Source organism: Microbacterium sp. NPDC089186 (genome assembly GCF_040685115.1).
GTDB lineage: Bacteria > Actinomycetota > Actinomycetes > Actinomycetales > Microbacteriaceae > Microbacterium > Microbacterium galbum.
Genome location: NZ_JBFBHJ010000002.1, coordinates 774305 through 798312, shown reverse-complemented (window position 1 = coordinate 798312; position 24008 = coordinate 774305). Strand labels below are relative to the sequence as shown.

The following is a 24008-nucleotide window of genomic DNA, read 5'->3' as shown; positions in this document are numbered from 1 at the left end:
TCGGGGCGCGGCTCTGCGCTCGACGGTCAGTATGCGGGGGCAAGACAACGTTGTCAATCGCTGCTAGCGTGAGGCGCAGCACGGCGAGGAAGGCGGAGCTCATGGGTGAGCTGTACGGACGATCGATCGACGAGGCGCTCCGGCGCGCGGGCTCGGCGGCGCAGGTCGCGTCGGTGGAGCAGTCGCTGCGCACCGACGGACCGGATGCCGGGACCCGGCGCCTCCGGGTCGTCGCCGGAGACCTCGACATCGAGCTGCTGCCCGACCGCGGGCTCGACATCGGGCAGGTGCGGTATCGCGGCGTCCCGCTCGCGTGGGTGTCTCCCACGGGGTGGCCGCGGCCGGGCGCGAGCGGCTTCGGCGCGTCGTTCGGGGGAGGGCTCGTCACGACGTGCGGCCTGCTCTCGTTCGGGCCGCCGTCGTCGGACGCCGAGGGCGACCACCCGCAGCACGGTCGCTACAGCGGGCTGTCGGCATCCGTCCGGCGAGCGGAAGTCGGCGCGGATGCCGTGGTCGTCGAGGCGACCGTGGTGGAGGCCACCGTGCTCGGCGCGCACCTGGAGCTGCGTCGCCGCGTGCGCGTGCCGCTCGGCGAGGCGCGGATCGAGCTGCGGGACGAGATCGTCAACCGCGGGGCGGGTCCCGTCGAGCCGATGGTGCTCTACCACGTGAACCTCGGCTGGCCCCTCGTGGACGAGGGGACGCTGTTGCGGTCTCCGGCGGGGCGCGTTCTTCCGCGCGACGCGGCCGCGGCGGCCGGGGCAGCGACCTGGGCGGAGTTCCCCGCGCCGGCGTCCGAGTATCCGGAGCAGGTGTTCCGCCATGATCTGCCGGCGGGCCGGCGGGTGAGCGCGGAGGTCGTCGCGACGTCGGGGCTCGGCATCCGCATCGGTTTCGACACCGCCTCATTGCCGGCGATGTTCCAGTGGCGCGTGGCGCAGGACGACGGATCGGTGCTGGGGGTCGAGCCTGCCACCGCGGCGACGATCCTCGGTCGTGCCGACGCGCGCGCCGCGGGGCTGCTGCGCGCCCTCGCGCCGGGCGCCTCGTGGGAGCTGGGTCTCGACATCGATGTCATCCGTGACCGATCCGAGACTTGACAACGTTGTCCACGTAGTCGCAGGATGACTCCATCGAAGCCCGGCCCTGGGTTTCGCCCCGAATGACAACGATGTCGGAGATGCGATGACGCACGACGAGACGGTGGCCGCGACCACGGTCGGCGAGGCCCCGGCGCCCCGCCCCCGCGCTCGTCTCATCGACGTCGCCACCGCGGCGGGCGTCAGCCCCAAGACCGTCTCGCGCGTCATCAACGACGAGCCGGGCGTGCTGCCGCAGACCCGCGACCGCGTGCGGCAGACGGTGCGGGCGTTGGGCTTCGTGCCCGACCGGAGCGCCCGGGAGCTCAAGCGGCGTGCGGCCGACACCGTCGGCATCCTGATCGACGCCATCTCCGACCCGTTCTTCGCCGCCTTCGTGAGCGTCGTCGAGGAGCTCGCGGTCGCCGAGGGACTGAGCGTCATCTTCGCCAGCACCGGATACGACGCGGCGCGCGAGCGCACGCAGCTCGACCGCCTGACCGGTCACCGTCTGGCCGGACTCATCGTCGCCCCCGTCGAGGTGGAGGCGGAGACGCTCGCCGGTCTCGGCGCGCGCTTCCCCGTCGTGACCGTCGACCGGGCGCGGGAGGGAATCGACGCGGTCGTCATCGACGACGTCGGTGCGGCCGTCGAGGCCACCACCGCCCTGATCGCGCGCGGGCATCGTCGCGTGGCCTTCATGCGCGAGGACGTGTCGTACCCCACGGTGAGCGACCGGCTCGCCGGCTACCGGTCGGCTCTCGAGGCGGCGGGACTGCCCTTCGACCCGTCGCTCGTGGTGACGCACGAGCGGTTCGGCTCGGGCGACGCCGCCGAGGCCGCGCTCCTGCTCGAGCGCGACGACGCTCCCACCGCGCTGCTGTGCGCGACGAGCCTGGCGGCCATCGGCACGGTCCGCGCCATCCGCGCGCGGGGGCTGCGCATGCCGGCGCTCGTCTCGTTCGGCGACTTCACGCTCGCCGAGGTGCTCGAGCCCGGCATCACGTACGTCGACCACGACCCGCGTCTGCTCGGTGCCGCCGCGTTCCGGCGGCTGCGCGAGCGGGCTGAGCGGCCCGACGAGGGGCCGGTGCGCATCGTCGTGCCGACGCGGCTCGTGCCCCGGGGGTCGGGCGAGGTCGAACCACCGGCGGGCACCGCGGCGGACCCTTCGACGGGCTCAGGGGCCACGGCTGGGGTCGCGGTGCGCTCGGCGGGCTCGGAGGCATCCGCTGACGCCGCCGGCGTGGTCGCGGGAGATCCCTCGCCCGACGCCGCCCCTCTCCCCGTTCTCTCCGAACCCGCCGCCGCCCTCGCGGCGACGGCCCTCGCCCTCGTCCACCCCCAGCCGGCCGGCGACGCCGACGTGTCGGCCGCAGCCCCCATCGGAGCCCCGTGATGAAGCCCGTCCTCCTGCCGCCCAACCCCGTGCAGCACTTCTACCGCGGCGGCGATCGCATCGCCGCCCTCCGCGGCATCGTGCCCCAGACCGACCGACAGCCCGAGGAGTGGCTCGGCTCGACCGTCTCGCGCTTCGGATCCGACGAGGTCGGCCTCGCGGTCACCGACGACGGCGATCTCCTGCGCGACCTCGTGGCGGGGGATCGTGCCGCGTGGGTGGGGGCGCGCGGAGGACGGGATGCCGCGGATCTCGGCATCCTGGTCAAGCTCCTCGACGCGCGTCAGCGCCTCCCCGTCCACGTGCACCCGGGCCGCGACTTCGCCGCCGCCCACCTCGACTGCCCCTACGGCAAGACCGAGGCCTGGTACGTGCTCGAGACCGAGGACGACTGCGCCGTGCACGTCGGCTGGAACCAGTCCGTCGACCGCGACGAACTCGACCGCCGCCGCGACGCGCAGGACAGCGAGTGGATGCTCTCGCGCATGAACCGCGTCGTCGTGCGACCGGGGATGGGCGTGCTCGTGCCCGCCGGCACCGTGCACGCGATCGACGGCGGCATCTTCGTCGCCGAAGTGCAGGAACCCACCGACTTCTCGATCCTGCTGGAGTGGTCGGTCACGACCTCGACCCGCGAGGAGTCGCACCTCGACCTCGGCTTCGACGCCGTCATGCCCTCGGTGTCGACCGAGAAGCTGGATGTCGCTGCCCTCGACGCCCTGACCAGCACCGCCGGGACGACCCCGGCGGGGGCGGACTTCCGCTCGCTGCTCCCCGCGGTCGCCGACCCGTACTTCCGCCTCTTCGACGCCGCGGGAGAGACCGCGGCGCGCGAGGCCGGTTTCGCCGTCGTGCTCGTGCGCGAGGGGTCGGGGGCGCTCGTGTCGGATACGGCGTCGGTCGATGTCGAGCGCGGCCAGGTCTACGCCGTGCCCCACGCCTTCGGGGCGTGGCGTCTGACCGGCGAGGCCGAGGTGCTCGTCGCCGCCCCCGGCGCCGGGTGGCCCGGAACCCTGCGCGGGGGTGGGGTGCGATGACCGACTACGTCGTCGGCGTCGACATGGGCTCGACCAGCACCAAGCTGCTGGTGGCCACGCCCGACGGACGCCAGGTGCTCGTGGTGAGCCGCCGGTCGCCCTGGACGAACCTCGACCACGGTCGAGCCGAGATGACCGCCGCGCAGGCCATCGCGGTCGTGCGCGACCTCGCCGCCGAGGCGGACGCGCGGCTGGAGGGCGGATACCGCATCCTGGCGCTCGGAGTGTCGGGAATGGCCGAGGCGGGAGTGCTGGTCGATGCCGACGGCACCGCGCTCGCGCCGATCATGGCGTGGTTCGACCCGCGCGGGGCTGCGCAGATCATGGCGACGCCCGACGCGTTCCGCGCCGAGTTCCTCGGGCGAACCGGCCTGCCCGTCGGGCCCCTGGCATCCCTCTCGAAACTCCTCCACCTGCGCGACGAGGGTGTGGAGCTGCGGGGGACCACCTTCCTGAACGTGCCCGAGTACGTCGTGCACGCCCTGGGCGGACCGCGCGTGGCCGAGTACTCGCTCGTGTCGCGCACCGGGCTCATCGACCAGGACGACAGCACCCCCTGGCAGGCGGCGCTGGATGTGCTCGGCGTCGACGAGGCGATCCTCGGGACTCTCGTCAGTGCGGGCGAAGCGGTGGGGACGATCACCGACCCGCTGCTGCCCGCGGGCTTCCGGGGCGCGGCCCTCACCGTCGCGGGGCACGACCACCTCGTCTCGGCGGTCGCCGCCGGAGCCACGCACACGGGGCAGTTGTACGACTCGATGGGCACCGCCGAAGCCCTCGTGCGCGTGCTCGACGACACCCTCGCATTCGACGCCCGCGAGCGCCTCGCGCGCGCCGGAATCAACTGCGTCCGCCACGTCATCCCCGGCAAGTACGTGCTGCTGGCCGGGACCAAGTCGGGTCTGCTCATGCGCCGTGTGCTGCAGATGCTCGGGATCACGGATGCCGTGGGCCGCGCGCGCATCGACGACGAGACCATGGGGCTGCCCGTCGCCGGCACCGTCTCGGATGCCGGACTCGCCGTCTCGGGCGCCCGCAACGACGACGGCGTGCTGAAGATCGTCGCGCAGAGCGACGGGCTCAGTCCCGCCGAGCTGTTCGCGGCGTCGCTGCGCCACGGCAACGACATGCTCGCCGAATGCATGGCCGTGATGGACCGCGAGGTGGCCCCGCCCACGTCCACGGTGCTCACCGGCGGCTGGTCGTCGATGGCATCCGTCGTGCGCTCGCGCTCGGCGCTGCTGCCCGCGGTCACGGTGTCCACCCACGACGAGGGCACCGCGTACGGCGCCGCGCTCTTCGCCGCGTTCGCCGTCGACCCCCGCTCTTTCGAGGACGTCGCCGAGACGTTCCTCTCCTCCCCTCTTCTCACCACGGAAAGGAGCTGACGATGTCGTCAGTCACCACGGCGGTCCCCGTGCTCCAGGCACGCGGTCTGTCGCGTCAGTTCGGTCATGTCCGCGCCCTCAGCAATGTCGACTTCGAGGTCTACCCCGGCGAGGTCACCGCCCTCATCGGTGACAACGGCGCGGGGAAGTCGACGCTCGTGAAGGCCCTGTCGGGCAACCTCGCCATCGACGAGGGCGAGATCCTCTTCGACGGCAAGCCGATCGAGATGTCGAACCCCCAGGTCGCCTCGTCGCTCGGCATCGAGACGGTCTACCAGGACCTCGCGCTCGCCCCGCATCTCGACCCGGTGCAGAACATGTACCTGGGCCGCGAGATCCGTCGCCCGGGGCTCGCAGGCGCGCTCGGGTTCATGAAGACCAAGGAAATGGCTGTCGCCTCCCGCGCGGCGTTCGACGAGCTCGGCGCCACGGTGCGCTCGCTCACCTCGCCCGTCGGCGAGATGTCGGGCGGCCAGCGTCAGGCGATCGCGATCGCCCGCGCGGTGCACTGGGCCGGTCGCCTCGTCTTCCTCGACGAACCGACGGCAGCCCTCGGCGTGCGTCAGACGAAGAACGTGCTCGAGACGATCCGCCGTGTGCGCGACAAGGGCATCGCCGTCGTGCTCATCTCGCACTCCATGCCGCACGTCATGGAGGTGTGCGACCGCGTGCAGGTGCTGCGTCTGGGCACACGCGTCGCCAACGTCTCCGCCAAGGACACCTCCATGGAAGAACTCGTCGGGCTCATGACCGGCGCCGTCACGAAGGACGACCAGAAGTGAGCACCACGACCCCTCCCACCGAGACGGTGGCCATCGGCACGTTCGAAGACACCAAGCCGAACTTCTTCGTCGGACTGCTGAAGGCGCAGGCCTTCCAGATCCTGCTCATCCTCATCGTCATCGTGCTGATCTTCAGCGCGCTCGCGCCGGACTCGTTCGCACAGTGGTCGAACTTCCGCCTGATCATCCAGAACGCCTCGATCCTCGCGGTGCTCGGCGTCGGCATGACGTACATCATCATCACCTCGGGCATCGACCTCTCGATCGGCTCGGTCCTGGTGTTCTCGGGCGTCGTCTCGGCCCTGACGATGCGCGCGCTCGGCGGCGAGGGCTGGGGAGTGGCCACCGTCGGCATCCTCGTGTCCATCCTCAGCGGCGTGTGCTGGGGGCTGCTGAACGGGTTCCTCATCGCCAAGGCGAAGATCCCGCCGCTCATCGTCACCCTGGGTTCCCTGGGCATGGCCCTCGGTCTCGCGCAGATCCTCACCGGCGGTGTCGACATCCGCGATGTGCCGACCGTGCTGACGGTGTCGATCGGCTACGGCAACGTCTTCGGGTCGCTGCCGATCATCAGCGTCATCGCCCTCGTGGTCGTCGTGATCGGCGCCGTGGTGCTGCACTTCACCAAATTCGGCCTCTACACCTACGCCGTCGGCTCGAGCGAACTCGCCGCCCGTCGCGTCGGCGTCAAGGTCGACCGCCACCTCATCTCGGTCTACACGCTGTCGGGGGCGCTCGCCGGGCTCGCCGGCATCCTGGCCCTGTCGCAGTTCTCGACCACTGCGATCGCGGGGCAGTCGCAGACCAACCTCAACGTCATCGCGGCCGTGGTCATCGGCGGCACGTCGCTCTTCGGCGGCGTCGGCACGATCTTCGGGACGGTGGTCGGCCTCTTCATCCCGGCCGTGCTGCAGAACGGCTTCGTCATCACCGGCGTGCAGCCGTTCTGGCAGCAGGTCGCCGTCGGCGCGGTGCTCATCACCGCCGTCTACGTCGACCAGGTGCGCCGCACCGCCGCGACCCGCGGCAACACCCAGAGCCTCTGGCGGAAGTTCGTCAGCGGAGGACGCCGCGGCTGAGGCCCGGCATCCGACACCCCCAAGAGAGAACGGTCATCACAATGCAGTGGAACAAGAAGGTTCTCGCGTTCGCCACCCTCGGCGCCGCAGCCACCCTCGTCCTCGCCGGGTGCTCCGGCGGCTCGTCGTCGGGATCCGCCTCGGGCGGCTCCGACGGCGGCTACAAGATCGCGTTCGTGCAGGGCGTCGCGGGAGATGAGTTCTACATCTCCATGCAGTGCGGCATCCAGGACGAAGCCGCCAAAGAAGGCGCCACCGTCACGACCCAGGGCCCGGAGAAGTTCGACCCGACCCTGCAGAAGCCGATCGTCGACGCCGTCGTGGCGTCGAAGCCCGACGCGCTGCTGATCGCGCCGACCGACGTGTCGGCCATGCAGGCACCCATCGCGGCAGCCGAGGCCGCGGGCATCAAGGTCGTCCTCGTCGACACGACGCTCGAGGACCCCTCCGGTGCGGTGTCGCAGATCTCCAGCGACAACGAAGGCGGCGGAGCTGCCGCGTTCAAGGCGATCCAGGATGCCAACCCCAACGGCGGCAAGGTGCTCGTCGTGTCGGTCGATCCCGGCATCTCCACCACCGACGCCCGCGCGAAGGGCTTCGAAGACGCCGTCGCCGAGGACTCGAAGTTCGAATCCGTCGGCGTGCAGTACTCGCACAACGAGCCCTCGACCGCGGCCGAAATCGTAACCGCCGCGCTGCAGAAGGACCCCGACATCGTCGGCATCTTCGCCGCCAACCTGTTCGCCGCCGAGGGCTCGGCCACCGGTGTGCAGCAGGCCGGCAAGCAGGGCGCCGTGACGATCGTCGGCTTCGACGCGGGCCCCGCCCAGGTCAAGGCCCTGCAGGCCGGCACGGTGCAGGCGCTCGTCGCGCAGGAGCCCGCCACCATCGGCTCCGACGGCGTCAAGCAGGCCATCGCCGCACTGAAGGGCGAGTCGACGGAGGAGAAGATCCAGACCGGCTTCACCATCCTCACGAAGGACAACATCGACGGCGAGGGCAAGGACGCGGTCTACAAGTCCTCCTGCTGACACCCGGATGCCGGGACCCCGCACACGCGAGGTCCCGGCATCCACCCCCCCTTCCCTTCCCGGTTCGGGGCGGGTTCCGCGCCGTGGGGCGAAAACCTCACGCCCCGAACGACGAAACACGCCCCGAACCCGGACGCGCCCCGCGCCCCGGTGAGAAAGACACGGCCCCACCCCGGGGATGCGCCCGCGCGGCGTACTCGTCACGGGGCCGTACCCGACGAGAAAGACACCGCCGTGCCCCTGGCAGACATGCCCGCCCTCCTCACCGCGCACCGCGCGGTCGGGGCCTTCAACTTCATCACCCTCGAGGTCGCCGAGGCCATCGTCACCGGCGCCGAGGCGGCCGGCACCGGTGTGATCCTCCAGCTGTCGCAGAACGCCATCGCGTTCCACGGGGGTCTCGCCCCGGCCGCCGGCGCCGCGTTGCGCCTGGCCGACGCCGCGCACGTCGACGTCGTGGTGCACCTCGACCACGCGACCGACGAGCCGCTCGTCGACGAGGCGCTGGCCGTCGGCATCCGCTCGGTGATGTTCGACGCCGCCCACCTGACGGATGCCGAGAACCTCGAGCGCACCGCCGCCGTCGCCGCCCGCGTCCACGACGCGGGAGCCTGGATCGAAGCCGAGCTGGGGGAGATCGGCGGCAAGGGCGCCCACACGCCGGGCGTGCGCACCGACGTCGCCGAGGCGGTGCGCTTCGTCGAGGCCACGGGCGTCGACGCCCTCGCCGTCGCCGTGGGCAGCGAGCATGCCATGCGCGAGCGCAGCGCCCGGCTCGACGAAACGCTGATCGCCGAGCTCGCCGCGGCCGTGTCCGTGCCCCTCGTGCTGCACGGCTCCAGCGGAGTAGCCGACGCCGGGATCGACGGCGCCGTGCGCGCGGGCATGCGCAAGATCAACATCGGTACGCACCTGAACACCGTGCTCACGGCGGCCGTGCGCGCCGAGCTCGATCGGGATCCGGATGCCATCGACCCGCGCCGCTGGCTCGCCCCCGGGCGCTCCGCGGTCGCGGCCGAGGTGCACCGTCTGCTCGACGTCGTCACCGGCCGGGTCGCGACGGAGGTCCGCGCGTGACCGGGGTCGTCACCCTCACCGCCGCCGGGGCGATCGACGCCACGTACCGCGTCGGCGCGCTGCGGCGCGGAGCGTTCACGCGCGCCGAGAGCTACACGCGCGAGGTGAGCGGCAAGGGCGTGAATGTCTCGGCCGCCCTCGCCGCCGGGGGTGCCGACACCGCGGCGGTGGTCGTGCTGGGCGCCGACGACGTGCGTTTCGCGCGCTGCGGGCTCACCGCTCCGCTGCTGCGGATTGTCGAGGTACCCGGGTCGACCCGTGTGAACACCTCGATCATCGACGCCGACGGTGCCACCACCAAGGTGAACGCCCCCACCCCGCCGCTGTCACCGGAGGCATGGGATGCCACCGTCGCGACGCTGCGCGCGGAGCTCGCCGCGCGCACGGAGCCGTGGCTCGTGATCTCGGGGAGCCTCCCCGACCTCGCGGGCGCCGGCGCGCCGGTCGATCTCGACGCGGTCCGCGCGGTGGCCCGGGAGCACGGCGCGCGCGTCGCCGTCGACACCAGCGGAACGGCTCTCGACGCACTGCTCGCCGACCCCGCCGGCATCGACCTGCTGACCCCCAACGCCGACGAGCTGGCGGCCGCGGTCGGTCGCCCCCTCACGAGCCTCGGCGACGTCGTCTCCGCCGCGCGCGAGATCGTCGAGCGGGGCGTGGGCACGGTGCTCGCGAGCCTCGGCGCCGACGGCCTCGTCGCCGTGACGGCGGAGCGCGCGGTGTTCGCGCGGGCCGACGCCCCCTTCGTCGCCAACACCGCCGGGGCGGGAGACGCCGCCCTCGCCGGTTACCTCCTCGGCGTGACCCGCGAACCCGCGGCCGTCGCAGTCGGAGCGGATGCCCTCGTCCTCGCCGCGGCGTCGGCCGCCGAGTGGGGAGCGCACGCCGTCGCGCACGCCTCGACGCTGGTCGCGGGACCGCCGCACGGCATCCGGGCTCTCGTGGAGACCGAACCGGATCTGACACGGGCGCTCAGTCCCGAGGGGGAGGCATGACCCCGCTCGCCCCGGAGGTCGCCGCGGCCGTCGCCGATTCCTCCCGCATCCGCACGCGCGCGATCGACCGCGTCGCCTACGCGAACGATGCGTCGCACTACCTGCTCACTCCGGATGCCGTGGTCGTCGCGGCCGACGCCGCGGAGGTCGGCGCGATCCTGCGCGCCGCCTCCGCCTCGCGCACCCCGGTGACCTTCCGCTCGGGCGGCACGAGCCTGTCGGGCCAGTCGTCGGGGGCGGGACTGCTCGTCGACGTGCGCCAGGGGTTCGGACGCATCGACGTGCTCGACGACGGACGCCGCGTGCGCACGCAACCGGGCGCCACGGTGCGGCAGGTCAACGCGCGGCTCGCGCGCCACGGGCATCGCCTCGGCCCCGACCCCGCGAGCGAGGCCGCGTGCACGATCGGCGGTGTCGTGGCGAACAACTCCAGCGGCATGGCGTGCGGCACGGTGGAGAACTCGTACCGCACCCTCGAATCGCTCGTGCTGGTGCTGGCATCCGGGACCGTCGTCGACACGGCCGACCCGGATGCCGACCGGCTGCTGCACGAGCGCGAGCCCGCCCTCGTCGAGGGGCTGCTGCGGCTGCGCGAGCGCGTCGTGGGGGACCCCGCGAGCGTCTCCCTCATCGAGCGGCAGTTCGCGATGAAGAACACGATGGGCTACGCCCTGAACGCGTTCCTCGACTTCGACAGCCCCGCGGCGCTGCTCGCGCACCTCGTCGTCGGGTCGGAGGGGACGCTCGCCTTCGTCGCGGAGGCGACCTTGCGCACGGTGCCGATCCGTTCGGCGATCGCGACCACCCTCGCCGTCTTCCCGACCCTCGACGCGGCCACCCGCTCGCTCCCGGCTCTGGTGGCCACGGGCGCGGCGACGCTCGAGCTGATGGATGCCACTTCCCTGCGCGTCGGACAGCGTCTGGCCGGCACGCCCGCCGCCATCCACGGCTTCGAGGCCACGACGCAGGCGGCGCTGCTCGTCGAGTACCACGCCGACGACGCCCCCGCGCTGCACGATCTCGCCGCCGCCGGCGCCCGTGTGCTCGGGCAGCAACCGCTGCTCGAGCCCGCGGTGTTCTCGAGCGACCCGGCGCAGCGCGCCGCCGCGTGGACGTTCCGCAAGGGCCTCTACGCCTCGGTTGCGGGTGCCCGGCCGAGCGGCACGACCGCACTGCTCGAGGACGTCGTGGTGCCGGTCGAGCGCCTCGCCGACACGTGCGAGGGTCTGCAGGAGCTGTTCGAACGCTTCGGTTATCGCGACAGTGTGATCTTCGGCCACGCCAAGGACGGCAACATCCACTTCATGCTCACCGACCGCTTCGAGGGCGCGCAGGCCCTCGGGCGCTTCGAGGGTTTCACCGACGCGATGGTCGACCTCGTCCTCGACGCCGGCGGGAATCTCAAGGCCGAGCACGGCACGGGCCGCGCCATGGCGCCGTACGTGCGGCGGCAGTACGGAGACGAACTGTACGACGTGATGGTCCGACTGAAGCGGCTGCTCGACCCGGGCGGCGTCCTGAATCCGGGCGTCATCATCGACGACGACCCGGCCGCGCACATGCGGAACCTCAAGACCCCGGTGTCGATCGAGCCCGAGGCCGACCGGTGCGTCGAATGCGGGTACTGCGAGCCGGTGTGTCCGAGTCGGTCGCTGACGCTGACCCCCCGCCAGCGCATCGTCGTTCGGCGCGCCTCGACCGCCGCCCGCGAACGCGGCGACGGCGCCCTCGTCGCGGAGCTCGAGAAGGACTACGACTACGACGGCGTGCAGACCTGCGCCGTCGACGGCATGTGCCAGACGGCGTGCCCCGTGCAGATCAACACCGGGGCGCTCATGAAGCGCTTCCGCCGCGATGAGGCGAACCCGGTGCTCGCTGCGGGCTGGTCCGCCGCGGCGACCGGGTGGGGTGCGGTGACACGGGCGGGGGCCGCCGCGTTGAGCGTCGCATCGGCCCTCCCCACTCCCGCCGTGCGCGCGGTGACGGATGCCGCTCGCGCGGTGCTCGGCACCGACACGGTGCCCCGGTACGCGGCGGAGCTGCCCGCGGGTGGGGCGTCTCGTCGATCGCTCGGGACCGTCGTCGGGGCTTCCGGAGTGGAGCCGGTCGCGGTGTTCCTCCCCGCGTGCGTGGGCAGCATGTTCGGGCCCGCCGAGGGCATCGGTGCGACCGCGGCGTTCACGCGCCTGCTGGAACGTGCGGGGGTCTCAGCCGTCGTGCCGGACGGCATCGACGCGCTCTGCTGCGGGACGCCGTGGTCGTCGAAGGGCTACGCGAAGGGACACGCCACGATGACCTCCCGCGTGCGCGCCGCGGTGCGCGCGGCGTCGCGCGACGGGGCCCTCCCGGTCGTCTGCGACGCGTCCAGCTGCACCGAGGGCTTCGCCGCGACCCTGCGCGACGAGGGCGTGGAGGTCGTGGATGCCGTGGCCTTCGCGGCATCCACTCTTCTTCCGCGTCTCACGCCGACGCCGGTGGCGCAGCTGCTGGCCCTGCATCCGACCTGCTCGTCGACGCAGTTGGGGATCGATCCGGCGCTGCGGGCGGTGGGGGCGGCCGTGGCGTCGGAGGTGCGCGTGCCGGACGCATGGGGATGCTGCGCGTACGCGGGCGACCGGGGGATGCTGCACCCCGAGCTGACCGAGGCGGCGACCGCCCCTGAGGCGGCCGAGGTCGCCGGGTTCGGCGCTGATGCCTTCGCGTCGTGCAACCGCACCTGCGAGCTCGGGATGACGAAGGCGACGGGGGAGTCGTACGTGCACGTGCTGGAGCTGTTGGAGGAGGCGACGCGACCCCTCGGCTGAGGGGCCGCGTCGTGGAGCGCGGGCGCGCGGCTGCACCGCGGGAGCGGCGGCGGAAGGCGTGCTCCGGCGGGCGGGGATGCGTGCCCGGGTCAGAACCGCCGGGCGTTGGCGAGGACCGGGATCTTCGCGCGCACCTCGGCGACCGCGGACAGGGCCTCGGACACGTCGACGACCCGCGTCTGCGGGGCCTCGCCGAGGCGGACCAGGTCCGCACCGTCGGCGGCGACCACCGCGCTGTAGCCGATGCCGGTGGGCGCTCCGACGCCGTCGTCGCGTCCGGTGGTGCGGGGGTCGGCCTGGCCGACCGCGACTACCACGGTCGTCGCGTCGAGGGCGCGGGCACGGGTGAGCAGTTCCCAGTGCTCGCGCTTGCCGGGTCCCGACCCCCAGGAGGCGGCCACCAGCACGAGGTGGGCGCCGTCGTCGGCCAGAGCGCGGAACAGGGCGGGGAAGCGGACGTCGTAGCAGGTGGCCAGTCCGATGCGGACGCCGTCCAGATCGAAGAGCACGGGCTGCAGGCCGGGTTCGACGGCATCCGATTCGCGATAGCCGAACGCGTCGTAGAGGTGGATCTTGTCGTAGGCGGTCTCGGCCGCCCCGGCGACGAGGAGCGTGTTGCGCACCCGCCCGGGGGTGTCGGCCGGGGTGAACATGCCGACGACGATCGTCACACCCGCCTCGCGGGCGACGCGGCGCACCTCGTCGGCCCACGCGCCGTCGAGCGGTTGCGCGACCTCGGCGAGGTCGGGGCCGGCGAAGCGGCACATGACCGCCTCGGGGAAGACGACGAGTGCGGCGCCGTCCTCGGCGGCGCGCGCGGCCTCGCGGGCGATGATCGAGAGGTTCTCGAGGGGGTCGGAACCGGCGACGACCTGAGCCAGGGCGATGCGCATGTGAGTCTCCTTCGTACGGGTATCCCCGTGTTGTATACCTGTCGTATGCCTTCTGTCGCGCCCCCCTCGGGCCGAGACCGTGCTCTCGGACACCTCCGCTCGCTGCTGACCGACCCGCAGGTCGAGGGGGGCTTCATCAACGAGCAGGACGTGGCCGACGCCGTGGGGGTCTCGCGCACCCCGGTGCGCGAAGCGCTGCTGATCCTGGCGTCGGAGGGCCTGGTCGACCTCGAGCCCCGCCGCGGAGCCCGCGTCGCCGCGCTCACCCCGCGCGAGACGGCCGAGCTGATGGAGATGCGCGGGCTGATCGAGCGGTTCGCCGTCCAGCGCGCCCTGGCCCAGCGGCTCTCGCCGCACGACGCACTCGCCGAGGTCATGCGGCGTCAGGACGCGGTGACCGCGGGACTCGACCGCCTGACCTTCGAGCAGGCCCGCGAGTGCATCGAGCTCGACCGGGAGTTCCACCAGACCCTGGTCGACGCCGCGGGCAACGCGCTGATCTCGCGCAACTACGCGGCTCTGCGCGAGAAGCAGGTTCGGGTCGGGATCTCCGCGCTGAGCATCGGCCCCTCGCGGTGGAACGCCGTGACGCACGAGCACGGCGCGATCGTCGAGGCCCTGCGCGCGGGAGATCAGGCGGCCGCCGAGAAGGCCATCGACGACCACCTGAGCATCACGCTCCGGACGATCCTGACCGGGGCGTGAGGCGCGGCCCTCGGCCGGGGCGCGGGCAGCGCTCCGACCGAGGGGACCGGATGCCGTCGGTCGTCACGACGTGGCCCGTGCTCCGGTCAGCACGTCGAGGTACTCCTCGTCTTCGGCGTGCTGCGGGTTGCGGCCGAGCAGCAGTCCGACGATGGTGAGCACGGCCGCGACGCCGAGGTAGATCGCCGGGGCGACCCAGCTGCCGGTCGCGCTGAGCAGCGCCGTGAAGATCACGGGAGCCAGAGCGCCGCCGAAGACGCCGGCGATCGTGTAGGCGAGGGACGATCCGGTGTAGCGCAGGCGCGGGCTGAACTGCTCGGTGATGAAGGCGGCCTGCGGTCCGTACATGAACGAGTGGATGGCGAGACCGACGACGACGCCCAGGATGAACAGCGGCTGGGAGCCGCCGCCGATCATGAGGAAGAACACGAACGGCCATCCTGCGGCCGCCACGGCGGCGATCGCGTACAGCAGGCGGCGGTTGACCATGTCGCTGATCCACCCGGCGAGGGGGATGAGCGCCAGCTGGAAGGCGGAGCCGATCAGGGTGGCCGTGAGCACCTGCGAGCGCTCCATGCCGAGCTGCGTGAGTCCGTAGGTGAGGGTGAAGACGGTGAACATCGCGTACAGGATGTCGGGTGCGAGGCGGCACAGGATGGCGGCGAGGAGTCCGCGGCCCTCGAGGCGGAACACGTCCTTGATGGGGGCCTCGGGTCGGTCGCCGGACTGCTCGATGGCGCGGAAGATCGGGGTGTCCTCCAGGGCGAGGCGGATCCACAGGCCGAAGGCGACGAGCACCGCGGACAGGAGGAACGCGACGCGCCATCCCCACGCGAGGAACTGCTCGTCGGAGAGGGCGAGGGTCAGGACGGCGAGCACGCCGTTGGCCAGCAGGTTTCCGGCGGGCGGGCCGACCTGGGCGGCGGAGGCCCAGAAGCCGCGGCGCCGCGGAGTTCCGAACTCGCTCGAGAGGAGGACGGCCCCGCCCCATTCGCCGCCGACGCCGACGCCCTGGGCGAAGCGCAGCAGCACGAGGATGACGGCCGCGAGCGGGCCGATGGCGCCGTAGGTGGGAAGAACGCCGATGAGGAAGGTCGCGATGCCCACCAGGAGGAGGGTGATGACGAGGACCCTCTTGCGGCCGATCTTGTCGCCGAGGCGGCCGAACACGATGCCGCCGACCGGGCGCGACAGGTACCCCACGGCGTAGGTGGAGAACGCCAGCAGCGCGCCCGTGAGCGGGTCGTTCTCGGGGAAGAACAGCGCCGGGAACACGACGGCGGCGGCAGCGGAGTAGACGGCGAAGTCGTACCACTCCAGGGCGGTGCCGGTGAGGCTGGCGGTGTACGCCTTGGCGAGCGAGCGCGTGCGCTCCCGGCCGCCCGGTACAGCGTTTCGAACGTTCGTCATGAGAGTCCCATCTGATGTCGGCGAGGAGGACCGCCGCGTTTTCGTTTCCCTCATACTTCCTGTATACAAAACGTATACGCAACCGATACGGGGAAATTTTCCCGCGTCGTAACAATGGGAAGAGGCGACGTGACCGCTCTGGAATTCGAGATCATCGGCGAGGGCACCCTCGTCTCCGTCGACGTGACGCACATGTACAACGCCGGCTACGCCGGTCGCGACCAGGCGGCCGTGAAGCACCACATCGACGAACTGGCCGAGCTGGGAGTCCCGGCGCCCACCACCACCCCCTCGCTGTACCCCGTCTCGTCGTATCTGGCCCGTCAGGGCGACCGGGTCGAGGCGCAGCACGAGCGCACTTCCGGCGAGGCCGAGTGGGGCATCGTCGTCATCGGCCCCGGCGAGGACGACGTGCTGCTCACCGTCGCCTGCGACCACACCGATCGGGCCCTCGAGGTGCACGGCGTCGCCTGGAGCAAGAACGCCGGTCCCGACATGCTCGGTCGCCGGGCCTGGCGTCTGTCGTCTCTGGCCGATCGCGCCGACGACCTGCGCCTCCGGGCGTGGGTGGGCGCCGAGCGCACCCTCATCCAGGACGGCCGCGTCGGCGAGCTGCTCTCGCCGCAGTACTGGCTCGACGTTCTGGCCGAGCGGGGCGAGCGCCAGGAGGGCGTCGCCCTCATCTCGGGAACGATCCCGATGGTCGCGGGCGTCGACCAGTTCAGCGACCGCTGGGAGGTCGAGCTGCTCGACGAGAGCACCGGGGAGTCGAGCGTCGTCCGCTACGACGTCGAGCGGATGCCGACGCCCATCGGCTGAGCGAGCGTTCGCGCCGCGGTCCACCGGCCGTGAGCGACGACGGCCCGGACCGAACGGTCCGGGCTTTCGTCGTCGCTCGGGCTCTCGTCTCGCCCGCGCCTTCAGAGGAGGTCGCGGGCGAAGAGCACGAGGGTGCCGCGTCGCCCGGTCTCGCGGAGCCCGGCCTTCTCCAGCACGCGGCGCGAGGCGCCGTTGTCGGTCTCGGTGTCGGCGACCGCCCGGCGGGCGCCCCAGTGCTGGGCGTGCGCGAGGGCGAGGGTGACGGCGGCACTCGCGAGCCCCCGTCCTCGTGCCGCGGGGATGAGGCCGTAGCCGAATTCGACGGTTCCGCTCGCGTCGGGTGGGCCGAAGAAGCCGAGGCCGCCGACGGCGAGCCGCGTCGCCGGCTCACGGATGGCGTACATCGTGAACGGTGACGCGCTCGACTCGGACGCCGCGAGGGCGTCGAGCGGGTCGAGCTCGTCGACGAACGGATAGTCCGGATGCCAGTCGTCTCCGGGTTCCTCGTCACGCGCGACGATCCGTCGTGCCATCGCCGGCGTGATGCGGGTGAGAAGGACATGGCTGCTTGAGAGGGTCATCCCCTCCATCATCGCCCCGCGGGGCCGCCCGCCTCCGGGGAGGTGGATCCTCCGCATCCCGGTCGCGGATGGTCAGCCGACGGAGCCCCGCAACCGCAGTGCCCCGGATGCCGTGACCTCGAGCCGAACGGCATCCAGTCCGTCCACCACCAGATCGGCGCCCAACTCCTCGTCGGCGGTCGTGCCGGTCAGCGCCATCACGGCGCAGCCGGCCGCGCGGGCCGCAGCGATGCCGGCCGGGGCGTCCTCGACGACGAGGCAGCGCGAGGGGTCGACGCCGAGACGCTCGGCCGCGAGGAGGAAGGGTTCGGGGTCGGGCTTGCCGTTGACGACGTCGTCGACCGTGACGAACACGTCGGGGTGGGCGAACCCGGCCGCGGCCAGGCGGGCCGTGGCGATGGGGACGGACCCCGAGGTCACGATGGCGCGGCGGTCGGCCGGTACGGAGGCGAAGAAGTCGGCGGCGCCGCGGATGGGGGCGAGACCCACGGCATCCGCCACCTCGAGGTCGGTGACGTGCGCGAGCGCCTCGGCATGCCGCTCGGCGGGCAGCAGCAGGCTCACGAGCGTGCGCGCGGGCTGACCGTGGTTGGCGTGCAGGGCCTCCATCGACACGTCGAAGTGCTCGGCGAAGCGCCGCCAGGACCGGGCGACGGATGCCGTGGAGTCGACGAGGGTTCCGTCGAGGTCGAACAGCACGGCGTCGAACTCGCGCGCGAAGATCGCGGCTCCCGCGTCGAGGGGGCGGCGGATGCCGAGCGCGGGCAGGACGCGGGCGAGCTGCTGCCCGGTGGTGAGCTCGGCGTCGACGGCGATCACCGGGACGGCGGGTGCGACCGGCGTGACGTCCACGCGGTGCGCGTCGCGGGAGGCGCCCCGCGCGGCGCGGCGGGACGCCAGGATCGCCGGGTCCCCGTCGACATGGATGACGACGGGCTCGAGGGGCAGCAGTGCCTCGCGCAGCGCCGTCCACTCGTCCCCGCCCGCGAGCTCCGCGGTGAACGGGGCGACGACGACCACGCGGCCCGACGTGGAGAGGGCATCGGCGGCCGTTGCGCGCAGTGCCGCGTAGCGACCGGCGCGGATGGCCCCGGCGTGCGGGGAGGCGAGCCAGTGTCCGCCGAGGGCGTCGGCGGGAAGGGCGTCGAGCAGCGGGGTGGTCACGCTGTCGAGGTCGACGAGGGGTGCGCGCAGCGCGGTGGCGAGGGCGCGTCCGAGCGTGCTCTTGCCGCTGCCGGCGGGACCGGCGACGAGGACGGCGAGCGATTCGGGTATTTGACACGACGACGGCATACCTCCACCATAGACGTAGCAAGTCACCGGTGTCATGCTCGTCATTCCGGGACTCGAAGAGGTTCCGGAGAGGACGGCCGCTCATGCAAGACACCGGTGACATGGACGCCGAGCAGTCGCGCCTCCACGGCGGCATCGACCTGGGCAGCACGGGCATCAAGATGCTCGTCATCGACGACGCCGGCACCGAGATCGCGGGGGCCCAGGTGCCCACCCCGTGGCGGGTCGGCCCGGGCGGCACGACCGACATCGACGCGGACGACCTCCGGTCATCCGTCCGCGCGCTCATCGATCTCGTCGACGCCGAGCTCGCCCCTGTCACGTCCGTTGCGCTGACGTCCCTGGCCGTGGCGGGTATGGGCGAGACCGGCATCCTGATCGACGTCGACGGTCGAGCCTCAGCACCCGGCTTCGCGTGGTTCGACCCGCGCGGGTGGGAGCAGATCGCCGCCCTCCCCGCCGAGGTGCGCGACGAGTTCGCCGGCCGCACCGGCCTGCCGCTCGGCGCCCAGGTGAGCGTCGCGAAGCTCGCATGGCTGCGCGACCAGGGCACCGACCTCACGGGCCTGCGCTGGCTCGACCTGCCCGAGTTCGTCGTCGCCGCCCTCGGCGGAGACGTGGCTCTCGAGCTCTCGCTCGCCTCGCGCACCGGCCTCATCGACCAGGATTCCGGCGCCGCCTGGCCGGCGATGCTCGAGGCGCTCGGCGTCGACGACGCGCTTCTGCCGCCGTTGCGGGGAGGCGGGACGGCCTGGGGCACGGCATCCGCCGCCTTCGGACCCCGCGTCGCGGGGGCCGCGCTCACCGTCGCCGGGCACGACCACCTCGTCGCCGCTCAGGCCAACGGCACCCTGGATGCCGACGGCTACCACGTCTCGCTCGGCACGGCCGAGGTGCTGCTGAGGGTGCTCGATGCGCCTCTCGGCTTCGCGGCGCGCCGACGACTGGCCGACGCGCTCATCAACGAGGTCCGCCACGTCGTCCCGGGCAAGCACGTGCTCGTCGCCGGGGTGAAGACCGGTCTCCTGCTGCGCCGCGCGCTGCACGCCGCCGGGGTCAGCGACCGCGCGGGCCGTGATGCGCTCGACGACGCGGTCATGGCGCTCCCGTACGAGGGCGAGCTGCCGGCCGGGGCGATCGAGGTCACCGGCGCCCGCAACGACGACGGCGTGCTGCGGCTGACGCTGCACACGGAGGCGAGCCCCGCCGAGATCTTCGGCGCGGTGCTGCGGCACAGCAACGACGAGGTCGCCGCGCTCATCGCGGCGATGGACCGCGAGGTGGCTCCCGCCACCCACTCCACCCTCACCGGCGGGTGGGCGGGCATGGCGTCCGTCCGTCGCGCCCGCGCCGAGGTGCTCCCCGATCCGTCCCTGTCCACCCGCGAGCAGGACGTCGCGTGGGGAGCCGCCGACATGGCGCGGCGCCTCGTCTCGGCATCCGTCCCCTCCTGAACAGACCACCCGCGCCCACCCGCGCGCGAGAACCCCAGAGAAGAGAGATCATGAACGCACTCACCACGATCGAGCGCCGCGCGCTGCAGTCGATCAGCACGCCCGACGGTCACATGCTCATCGTCGCCGCCGACCAGCGCAACGGCATGAAGGCCGCCATCAAGGACGCCCCCAACGGCTCCGACGGGATCTCGCGCGAGGAGCTCGCCGAGGTGAAGGCCGACCTCGTCCGCCACCTCGCCAACCATGCGCCGGCGATCCTGCTCGACCCCGAGGTCGCGCTGCCGCAGATCGTCGACGACGGCGTGCTCGCCCGTGACACCGCGCTCGTCGTCGGTCTCGACGCCTCGGGTGCCGAGACGGTCGACGGTCTGAAGTACACGCGCTTCGTTCCCGGCACCACGCCGCACTCCATCCGCGAGCAGGGCGCCGACGTGGCCAAGATGCTCTGGTACACGCGTCCCGACAAGCAGGATGCCGACTCCCGCGTCGCGCAGGAGATCCGCGACCTGGTGAAGGCGTGCGACGAGGAGGGCCTGCTGCTCATCGTCGAGCTGCTCACGTACCAGCTCGAGGGCGAGAGCGACGAGGAGTACGCGGAGAAGTTCGCCGACCTCGTCGTCGACGGAGCCGCCCTCGCCGTCGCGTGCGGCGCGAAGATCCTCAAGCTGCAGTACCCCGGCTCGGCCGAGGCGAGCGCGCGCGTGACCGAGGCCGCCCAGGGCGTGCCGTGGGCCGTGCTGTCGGCCGGTGTCGACCACGAGACGTTCATCGAGCAGGTGCGCACGGCCGTCGCCAACGGCGCCTCGGGCGCGATGGCCGGCCGGTCGCTGTGGAAGGACAGCCTCTCGATCGACGCCGACCGCCGCGAGGAGCTGCTCTCGGGCCGCGCCCTGCCGCGCCTGCGCGAGCTCGCCGACGCCGTCGACGGCCGCTGACATGAGCCCGTCCGCCCGGCACCGGTTGCGTCGTCCGGTCGCGTCCGACTCCCCTCGGACCGGCTCCCCGCGGGTGCACGCGGAAGACGGATGCCGCCGTGCCGGGCGGGCACTCGGGTCGATCCGCGACGCCGGTCGCGCGGCGCCCACCCCCGCGGCGCGCGGGGGTTCGGCGCCCGTCGTCCGTGCCGCCGTGCGGGGCGCGCGGTCGGTCCGGCGGATAGGGTGGCACGTCGAAGCCCCCACTTGCCCGAACCCCGGAGGTGCCTCGTGACCACGATGCGCGACGTCGCTCAGCGCGCCGGGGTGAGCACGAAGACCGTGTCGCGCGTCTTCAACGACGATCCGCACGTGCTCCCCGACACGCGAGCCCTCGTCGAGGCCGCGATGCGCGAGCTCAACTACGTCCCCAACGCCCTGGCGACGACGTTCCGCGCCGGCCGCGCCTCGGTCATCGGGGTCGCCGTCCCCGACGTGGTCGATCCGTTCTTCGCCGCCATCGCCCGCGCGGTCGAGGACACCGCGCGCCGCCATGGCCTGTCGACCCTCGTCACGAGCCTGGGCGAGAACCCCGACGACGAGAGGCCCGCGCTCGAGTCGCTGCTGGGTCGCCAGCTCACGGGACTGGTCATCGCCCCCGTCGGCACCGACCACTCGTGGCTCGAGCGGTGGCGCGGGCACACGCCGATCGTGTTCGTCGACCGTGCGCCGGCGGGACTGCTGACCGACACGTTCACCGAGAACGATGAAGCCGGCGCGCACCTGGCCACCACCCACCTGCTCTCGCACGGGCACCGCCGCATCGCCTACGTCGGCGACATGGTGCACCTCTCGACCGAGACCAAGCGCGTCGAGGGCTGGAGGCGGGCGCTGCGCGATGCGGGCGTCGACGTCGACGAGCGACTCGTCGCCTCGCAGGTCGCCGACCGCGCATCGGCGGCATCCGCTCTCGCGCGTCTTCGCGGCCTCGACGAGCCCCCCACGGCCCTGTTCTCCGCCAACGCCCGGTCGTCGATGGCGCTCGCCCACGTGCTGCGCGGCGATCCGCTGCCGTTCGTCGGCTTCGGCGACTTCCCCATGGCCGACACGCTCACCCCCTCCGTCACGGTGATCGACCAGGACCCGCGCCGCATCGGCGCGCTCGCCGCCGAGCGGGTGTTCGCGCGGCTGCAGCCCGATGCCGGCCTGGGTCTCGACGAGCTGACGGTGATCGACGTGTCGCTGGTCGAGCGGGAGTCCTGCGCGCTCTGACCCCTCCGCTTCTCGCGAGGCGGCTGAGCTCGTCGAAGCCACCGGGGCACGCGGCCACCGGTCCCTTCGGCGGGCGCAGGGACCCGTGTTCGGGGTGCGAGGAATGGCGCGGACGCGTCGACGCACAATGGCCGGGCCGGGGCAAGAGCCCGTCCACGATCGGGCGGGCGCGATAGGAAAGGCAGTCAGAGAACGCCACCGCTCCCGAGAAGAGGGCTCCGATGACGACCTTCCCGCGCTCCGAACGCCGCACCGCCGCTCGGACGGAGGTGACGTCGTGAGGCTCACCGACACCAGCGACCTGTGGTGGAAGACCGCCGTCTTCTACAACCTCGACGTCAAGACCTATCTGGATGCCGACGGCGACGGCGTGGGCGACCTGCGCGGCCTCGCGCAGCGGCTCGACCACCTCGCCGAACTCGGGGTGACGTGCCTGTGGCTCGCGCCGTTCTACCCCTCGCCGCAGCGCGACAACGGCTACGACATCGAGGACTACTACGGCGTCGATGCGCGGTACGGCTCGCCCGGCGACATGGTCGAGGTGCTGCGCACCGCCCACGACCGCGGCATGCGGGTGATCGTCGACCTCGTCGTGAACCACACCTCCGACCGGCATCCGTGGTTCCAGCAGGCGCGGCAGAGCCCCGACAGCCGCTACCGCCACTTCTACCAGTGGCGCGACGAGGTGCCCGACGACGCTCCGGCGAGCATGTTCCCCGACGTCGAGGACGGGGTGTGGTTCTTCGACGACACCGCCGGGCAGTACTACAAGCACTCGTTCTACCGGCACCAGCCCGACCTCGCCACCGACCATCCGGAGGTGCGCGAGGAGATCGCCAAGGTCATCGGCTTCTGGCTCGAGCTCGGCATCGACGGCTTCCGCGTGGATGCCGTGCCCCACCTCATCGACGGCGACGAGGGCCCCGAGCACGACTTCCTCCGCGCGCTGCGGGGCTACGTCTCGCGCCGCAGCGGTCACGCCATGATGCTCGGCGAGGTCAACCTCCCCTACGACGAGCAGCTGCGCTTCTTCGGCGACGCCGACGGCGACGAGCTGACGATGCAGTTCGACTTCGTCGCCAATCAGCGGCTCTACCTCGCCCTCGCGCGTCAGGACGCCGCGCCGCTGCGGGAGGCGCTGGAGTCGCGGCCCGAGATCGCCCGGGGAAACCAGTGGGGCAACTTCGTGCGCAACCACGACGAACTCACCCTCGATCAGCTGTCGGAGGCCGAGCGCGAAGAGGTCTTCACCGCCTTCGCCCCGGAGCCGGGGCAGCGCATCCACGGGCGGGGGATCACGCGGCGGCTGCCGGCGATGCTCGAGGGCGATCCGCGCCGCATCCGCATGGTCTACAGCCTCATGTTCTCGCTGCCGGGAGCGCCCGTGCTGTACTACGGCGAGGAGATCGGCATGGGAGAGAACCCCGAGATCGAGGGCAGTCGCGCCGCCGTCCGCACGCCGATGCAATGGACGGGCGCCCCCGACGCCGGCTTCTCGACGGCCGACGACCTCATCGCCGACATCGTTCCGGGCGGGTTCGGGCCGCAGCACGTCAACGTCGCCCAGCAGCGTCATGATCCCGACTCGGTGCTCAGATTCGTGCAGAACCTCGTGCGTCACTACCGCGCCTCGCCCGAGATCGGATGGGGGGAGTTCGGGATCCTGGATCAACCCCACAGCTGCGTGCTCGCGCACTCGCTCAGCAGTGAGCTGGGCCTGTTCGTCGCGGCGCACAACTTCGCACCCGACGGGCGCACGTTCCGCCTCGAGATCGAGGGGGCGGATGCCGAGCAATGGCGTGTGGTGAACCTGCTCGACGATGCGGCGGGGGCGGAGACGCTCGACGGATCCGGATTCGACGTGTCGCTCGACGGGTACGGCTACCGGTGGTGGCGGGTGATCCGGCCGGGGGAGCGGCGCATCGCCTGACGCACGCGGGGGCAGGCGGAAGTGATCGGGCGCGGCACCCCCCAATGGTGCCGCGCCCGTCAC

General features: G+C 72.4%; 20 protein-coding genes. 16 read left to right on the top strand and 4 right to left on the bottom strand.

Annotation, left to right across the window (positions count from 1 at the left end):
* The first annotated feature begins 68 nt into the window (after positions 1–68).
* From AB0N82_RS10115 to AB0N82_RS10070, 10 genes are all read left to right on the top strand, one after another.
* Positions 69–1100 carry a DUF4432 family protein gene (locus AB0N82_RS10115; protein WP_363391109.1) on the top strand — a complete coding sequence of 344 codons (1032 nt, stop codon included), beginning with the start codon at positions 69–71 and terminating at the stop codon, positions 1098–1100.
* 85 nt (positions 1101–1185) lie between these two features.
* A complete protein-coding gene (locus AB0N82_RS10110) occupies positions 1186–2478 on the top strand; it encodes a LacI family DNA-binding transcriptional regulator (protein WP_363391106.1) in 1293 nt (430 codons plus the stop codon).
* Entirely contained in the window at positions 2478–3515 is a 1038-nt protein-coding gene (locus AB0N82_RS10105; protein WP_363391103.1) for a class I mannose-6-phosphate isomerase, read from the top strand. The genes AB0N82_RS10110 and AB0N82_RS10105 overlap by 1 nt, the downstream gene beginning before the upstream one ends.
* Positions 3512–4903, top strand: coding sequence for an FGGY family carbohydrate kinase (locus AB0N82_RS10100; protein WP_363391100.1), 1392 nt, complete (start codon positions 3512–3514; stop codon positions 4901–4903). Before AB0N82_RS10105 ends, AB0N82_RS10100 begins: the two co-directional genes overlap by 4 nt.
* 2 nt (positions 4904–4905) lie before the next feature.
* Positions 4906–5685 (top strand): ATP-binding cassette domain-containing protein, encoded by a 780-nt coding sequence (locus AB0N82_RS10095; RefSeq protein ID WP_315995229.1) that lies wholly within the window; start codon positions 4906–4908, stop codon positions 5683–5685.
* Positions 5682–6764 (top strand): ABC transporter permease, encoded by a 1083-nt coding sequence (locus AB0N82_RS10090; protein WP_363391096.1) that lies wholly within the window; start codon positions 5682–5684, stop codon positions 6762–6764. Before AB0N82_RS10095 ends, AB0N82_RS10090 begins: the two co-directional genes overlap by 4 nt.
* Positions 6765–6805: 41 nt before the next feature.
* Positions 6806–7795, top strand: coding sequence for an ABC transporter substrate-binding protein (locus tag AB0N82_RS10085; RefSeq protein ID WP_363391093.1), 990 nt, complete (start codon positions 6806–6808; stop codon positions 7793–7795).
* A 234-nt stretch (positions 7796–8029) separates the two neighbouring features.
* Positions 8030–8872 carry a class II fructose-bisphosphate aldolase gene (locus AB0N82_RS10080; RefSeq protein ID WP_363391090.1) on the top strand — a complete coding sequence of 281 codons (843 nt, stop codon included), beginning with the start codon at positions 8030–8032 and terminating at the stop codon, positions 8870–8872.
* A complete protein-coding gene (locus tag AB0N82_RS10075; RefSeq protein WP_363391087.1) occupies positions 8869–9867 on the top strand; it encodes a PfkB family carbohydrate kinase in 999 nt (332 codons plus the stop codon). Before AB0N82_RS10080 ends, AB0N82_RS10075 begins: the two co-directional genes overlap by 4 nt.
* Entirely contained in the window at positions 9864–12671 is a 2808-nt protein-coding gene (locus AB0N82_RS10070; protein ID WP_363391084.1) for an FAD-binding and (Fe-S)-binding domain-containing protein, read from the top strand. Before AB0N82_RS10075 ends, AB0N82_RS10070 begins: the two co-directional genes overlap by 4 nt.
* A gap of 89 nt (positions 12672–12760) precedes the next feature.
* Here the strand turns inward: AB0N82_RS10070 and AB0N82_RS10065 are convergent, their stop codons facing one another.
* Complete coding sequence (locus AB0N82_RS10065; RefSeq protein WP_363391081.1) at positions 12761–13564, bottom strand: carbon-nitrogen hydrolase family protein; 804 nt, start codon at positions 13562–13564, stop codon at positions 12761–12763.
* Positions 13565–13609: 45 nt separating this feature from the next.
* Between AB0N82_RS10065 and AB0N82_RS10060 the strand changes: the two genes are divergently transcribed.
* Positions 13610–14269, top strand: coding sequence for a GntR family transcriptional regulator (locus AB0N82_RS10060; protein ID WP_363391078.1), 660 nt, complete (start codon positions 13610–13612; stop codon positions 14267–14269).
* 63 nt (positions 14270–14332) lie between these two features.
* On the opposite strand, the gene AB0N82_RS10055 is transcribed toward AB0N82_RS10060, so the two are convergent.
* Positions 14333–15679 (bottom strand): MFS transporter, encoded by a 1347-nt coding sequence (locus AB0N82_RS10055; RefSeq protein WP_315995221.1) that lies wholly within the window; start codon positions 15677–15679, stop codon positions 14333–14335.
* 129 nt (positions 15680–15808) lie between these two features.
* Between AB0N82_RS10055 and AB0N82_RS10050 the strand changes: the two genes are divergently transcribed.
* Positions 15809–16498: a DUF2848 domain-containing protein gene (locus tag AB0N82_RS10050; RefSeq protein WP_363391075.1), complete on the top strand. Its 690-nt coding sequence runs from the start codon at positions 15809–15811 to the stop codon at positions 16496–16498.
* Positions 16499–16599: 101 nt separating this feature from the next.
* Here AB0N82_RS10050 and AB0N82_RS10045 read toward each other — a convergent pair whose 3' ends face one another.
* Positions 16600–17079: a GNAT family N-acetyltransferase gene (locus AB0N82_RS10045; RefSeq protein WP_363391072.1), complete on the bottom strand. Its 480-nt coding sequence runs from the start codon at positions 17077–17079 to the stop codon at positions 16600–16602.
* 72 nt (positions 17080–17151) lie between these two features.
* Complete coding sequence (locus AB0N82_RS10040) at positions 17152–18408, bottom strand: HAD-IA family hydrolase (protein ID WP_363391069.1); 1257 nt, start codon at positions 18406–18408, stop codon at positions 17152–17154.
* Between the two features lie 47 nt (positions 18409–18455).
* On the opposite strand from AB0N82_RS10040, the gene AB0N82_RS10035 reads away from it, so the two are divergent.
* The 4 genes from AB0N82_RS10035 to AB0N82_RS10020 all read left to right on the top strand — a co-directional run bounded on the left by AB0N82_RS10035 (position 18456) and on the right by AB0N82_RS10020 (position 23945).
* The gene (locus tag AB0N82_RS10035) at positions 18456–19826 is read left to right on the top strand and encodes an FGGY family carbohydrate kinase (RefSeq protein ID WP_363391066.1); all 1371 of its coding nucleotides are present in this window, start codon (positions 18456–18458) and stop codon (positions 19824–19826) included.
* Between the two features lie 50 nt (positions 19827–19876).
* On the top strand, positions 19877–20764 hold the full coding sequence (locus tag AB0N82_RS10030) for a hypothetical protein (protein WP_315995216.1): 888 nt from the start codon (positions 19877–19879) through the stop codon (positions 20762–20764).
* Between the two features lie 279 nt (positions 20765–21043).
* Positions 21044–22015 (top strand): LacI family DNA-binding transcriptional regulator, encoded by a 972-nt coding sequence (locus AB0N82_RS10025; protein ID WP_363391223.1) that lies wholly within the window; start codon positions 21044–21046, stop codon positions 22013–22015.
* 277 nt (positions 22016–22292) lie between these two features.
* Complete coding sequence (locus AB0N82_RS10020; protein WP_363391063.1) at positions 22293–23945, top strand: alpha-amylase family protein; 1653 nt, start codon at positions 22293–22295, stop codon at positions 23943–23945.
* Positions 23946–24008: the final 63 nt, after the last annotated feature.

Excerpts from the sequence above, each read along its gene's own strand:
- AB0N82_RS10110 (WP_363391106.1), top strand. The coding sequence starts at position 1,186 with ATGACGCACGACGAGACGGTGGCCGCGACCACGGTCGGCGAGGCCCCG.
- AB0N82_RS10105 (WP_363391103.1), top strand. The coding sequence starts at position 2,478 with ATGAAGCCCGTCCTCCTGCCGCCCAACCCCGTGCAGCACTTCTACCGC.
- AB0N82_RS10100 (WP_363391100.1), top strand. The coding sequence starts at position 3,512 with ATGACCGACTACGTCGTCGGCGTCGACATGGGCTCGACCAGCACCAAG.
- AB0N82_RS10095 (WP_315995229.1), top strand. The coding sequence starts at position 4,906 with ATGTCGTCAGTCACCACGGCGGTCCCCGTGCTCCAGGCACGCGGTCTG.
- AB0N82_RS10085 (WP_363391093.1), top strand. The coding sequence starts at position 6,806 with ATGCAGTGGAACAAGAAGGTTCTCGCGTTCGCCACCCTCGGCGCCGCA.
- AB0N82_RS10070 (WP_363391084.1), top strand. The coding sequence starts at position 9,864 with ATGACCCCGCTCGCCCCGGAGGTCGCCGCGGCCGTCGCCGATTCCTCC.
- AB0N82_RS10065 (WP_363391081.1), bottom strand. The coding sequence starts at position 13,564 with ATGCGCATCGCCCTGGCTCAGGTCGTCGCCGGTTCCGACCCCCTCGAG.
- AB0N82_RS10060 (WP_363391078.1), top strand. The coding sequence starts at position 13,610 with ATGCCTTCTGTCGCGCCCCCCTCGGGCCGAGACCGTGCTCTCGGACAC.
- AB0N82_RS10055 (WP_315995221.1), bottom strand. The coding sequence starts at position 15,679 with ATGACGAACGTTCGAAACGCTGTACCGGGCGGCCGGGAGCGCACGCGC.
- AB0N82_RS10045 (WP_363391072.1), bottom strand. The coding sequence starts at position 17,079 with ATGACCCTCTCAAGCAGCCATGTCCTTCTCACCCGCATCACGCCGGCG.
- AB0N82_RS10040 (WP_363391069.1), bottom strand. The coding sequence starts at position 18,408 with ATGACACCGGTGACTTGCTACGTCTATGGTGGAGGTATGCCGTCGTCG.
- AB0N82_RS10035 (WP_363391066.1), top strand. The coding sequence starts at position 18,456 with ATGCAAGACACCGGTGACATGGACGCCGAGCAGTCGCGCCTCCACGGC.
- AB0N82_RS10030 (WP_315995216.1), top strand. The coding sequence starts at position 19,877 with ATGAACGCACTCACCACGATCGAGCGCCGCGCGCTGCAGTCGATCAGC.
- AB0N82_RS10025 (WP_363391223.1), top strand. The coding sequence starts at position 21,044 with ATGCGCGACGTCGCTCAGCGCGCCGGGGTGAGCACGAAGACCGTGTCG.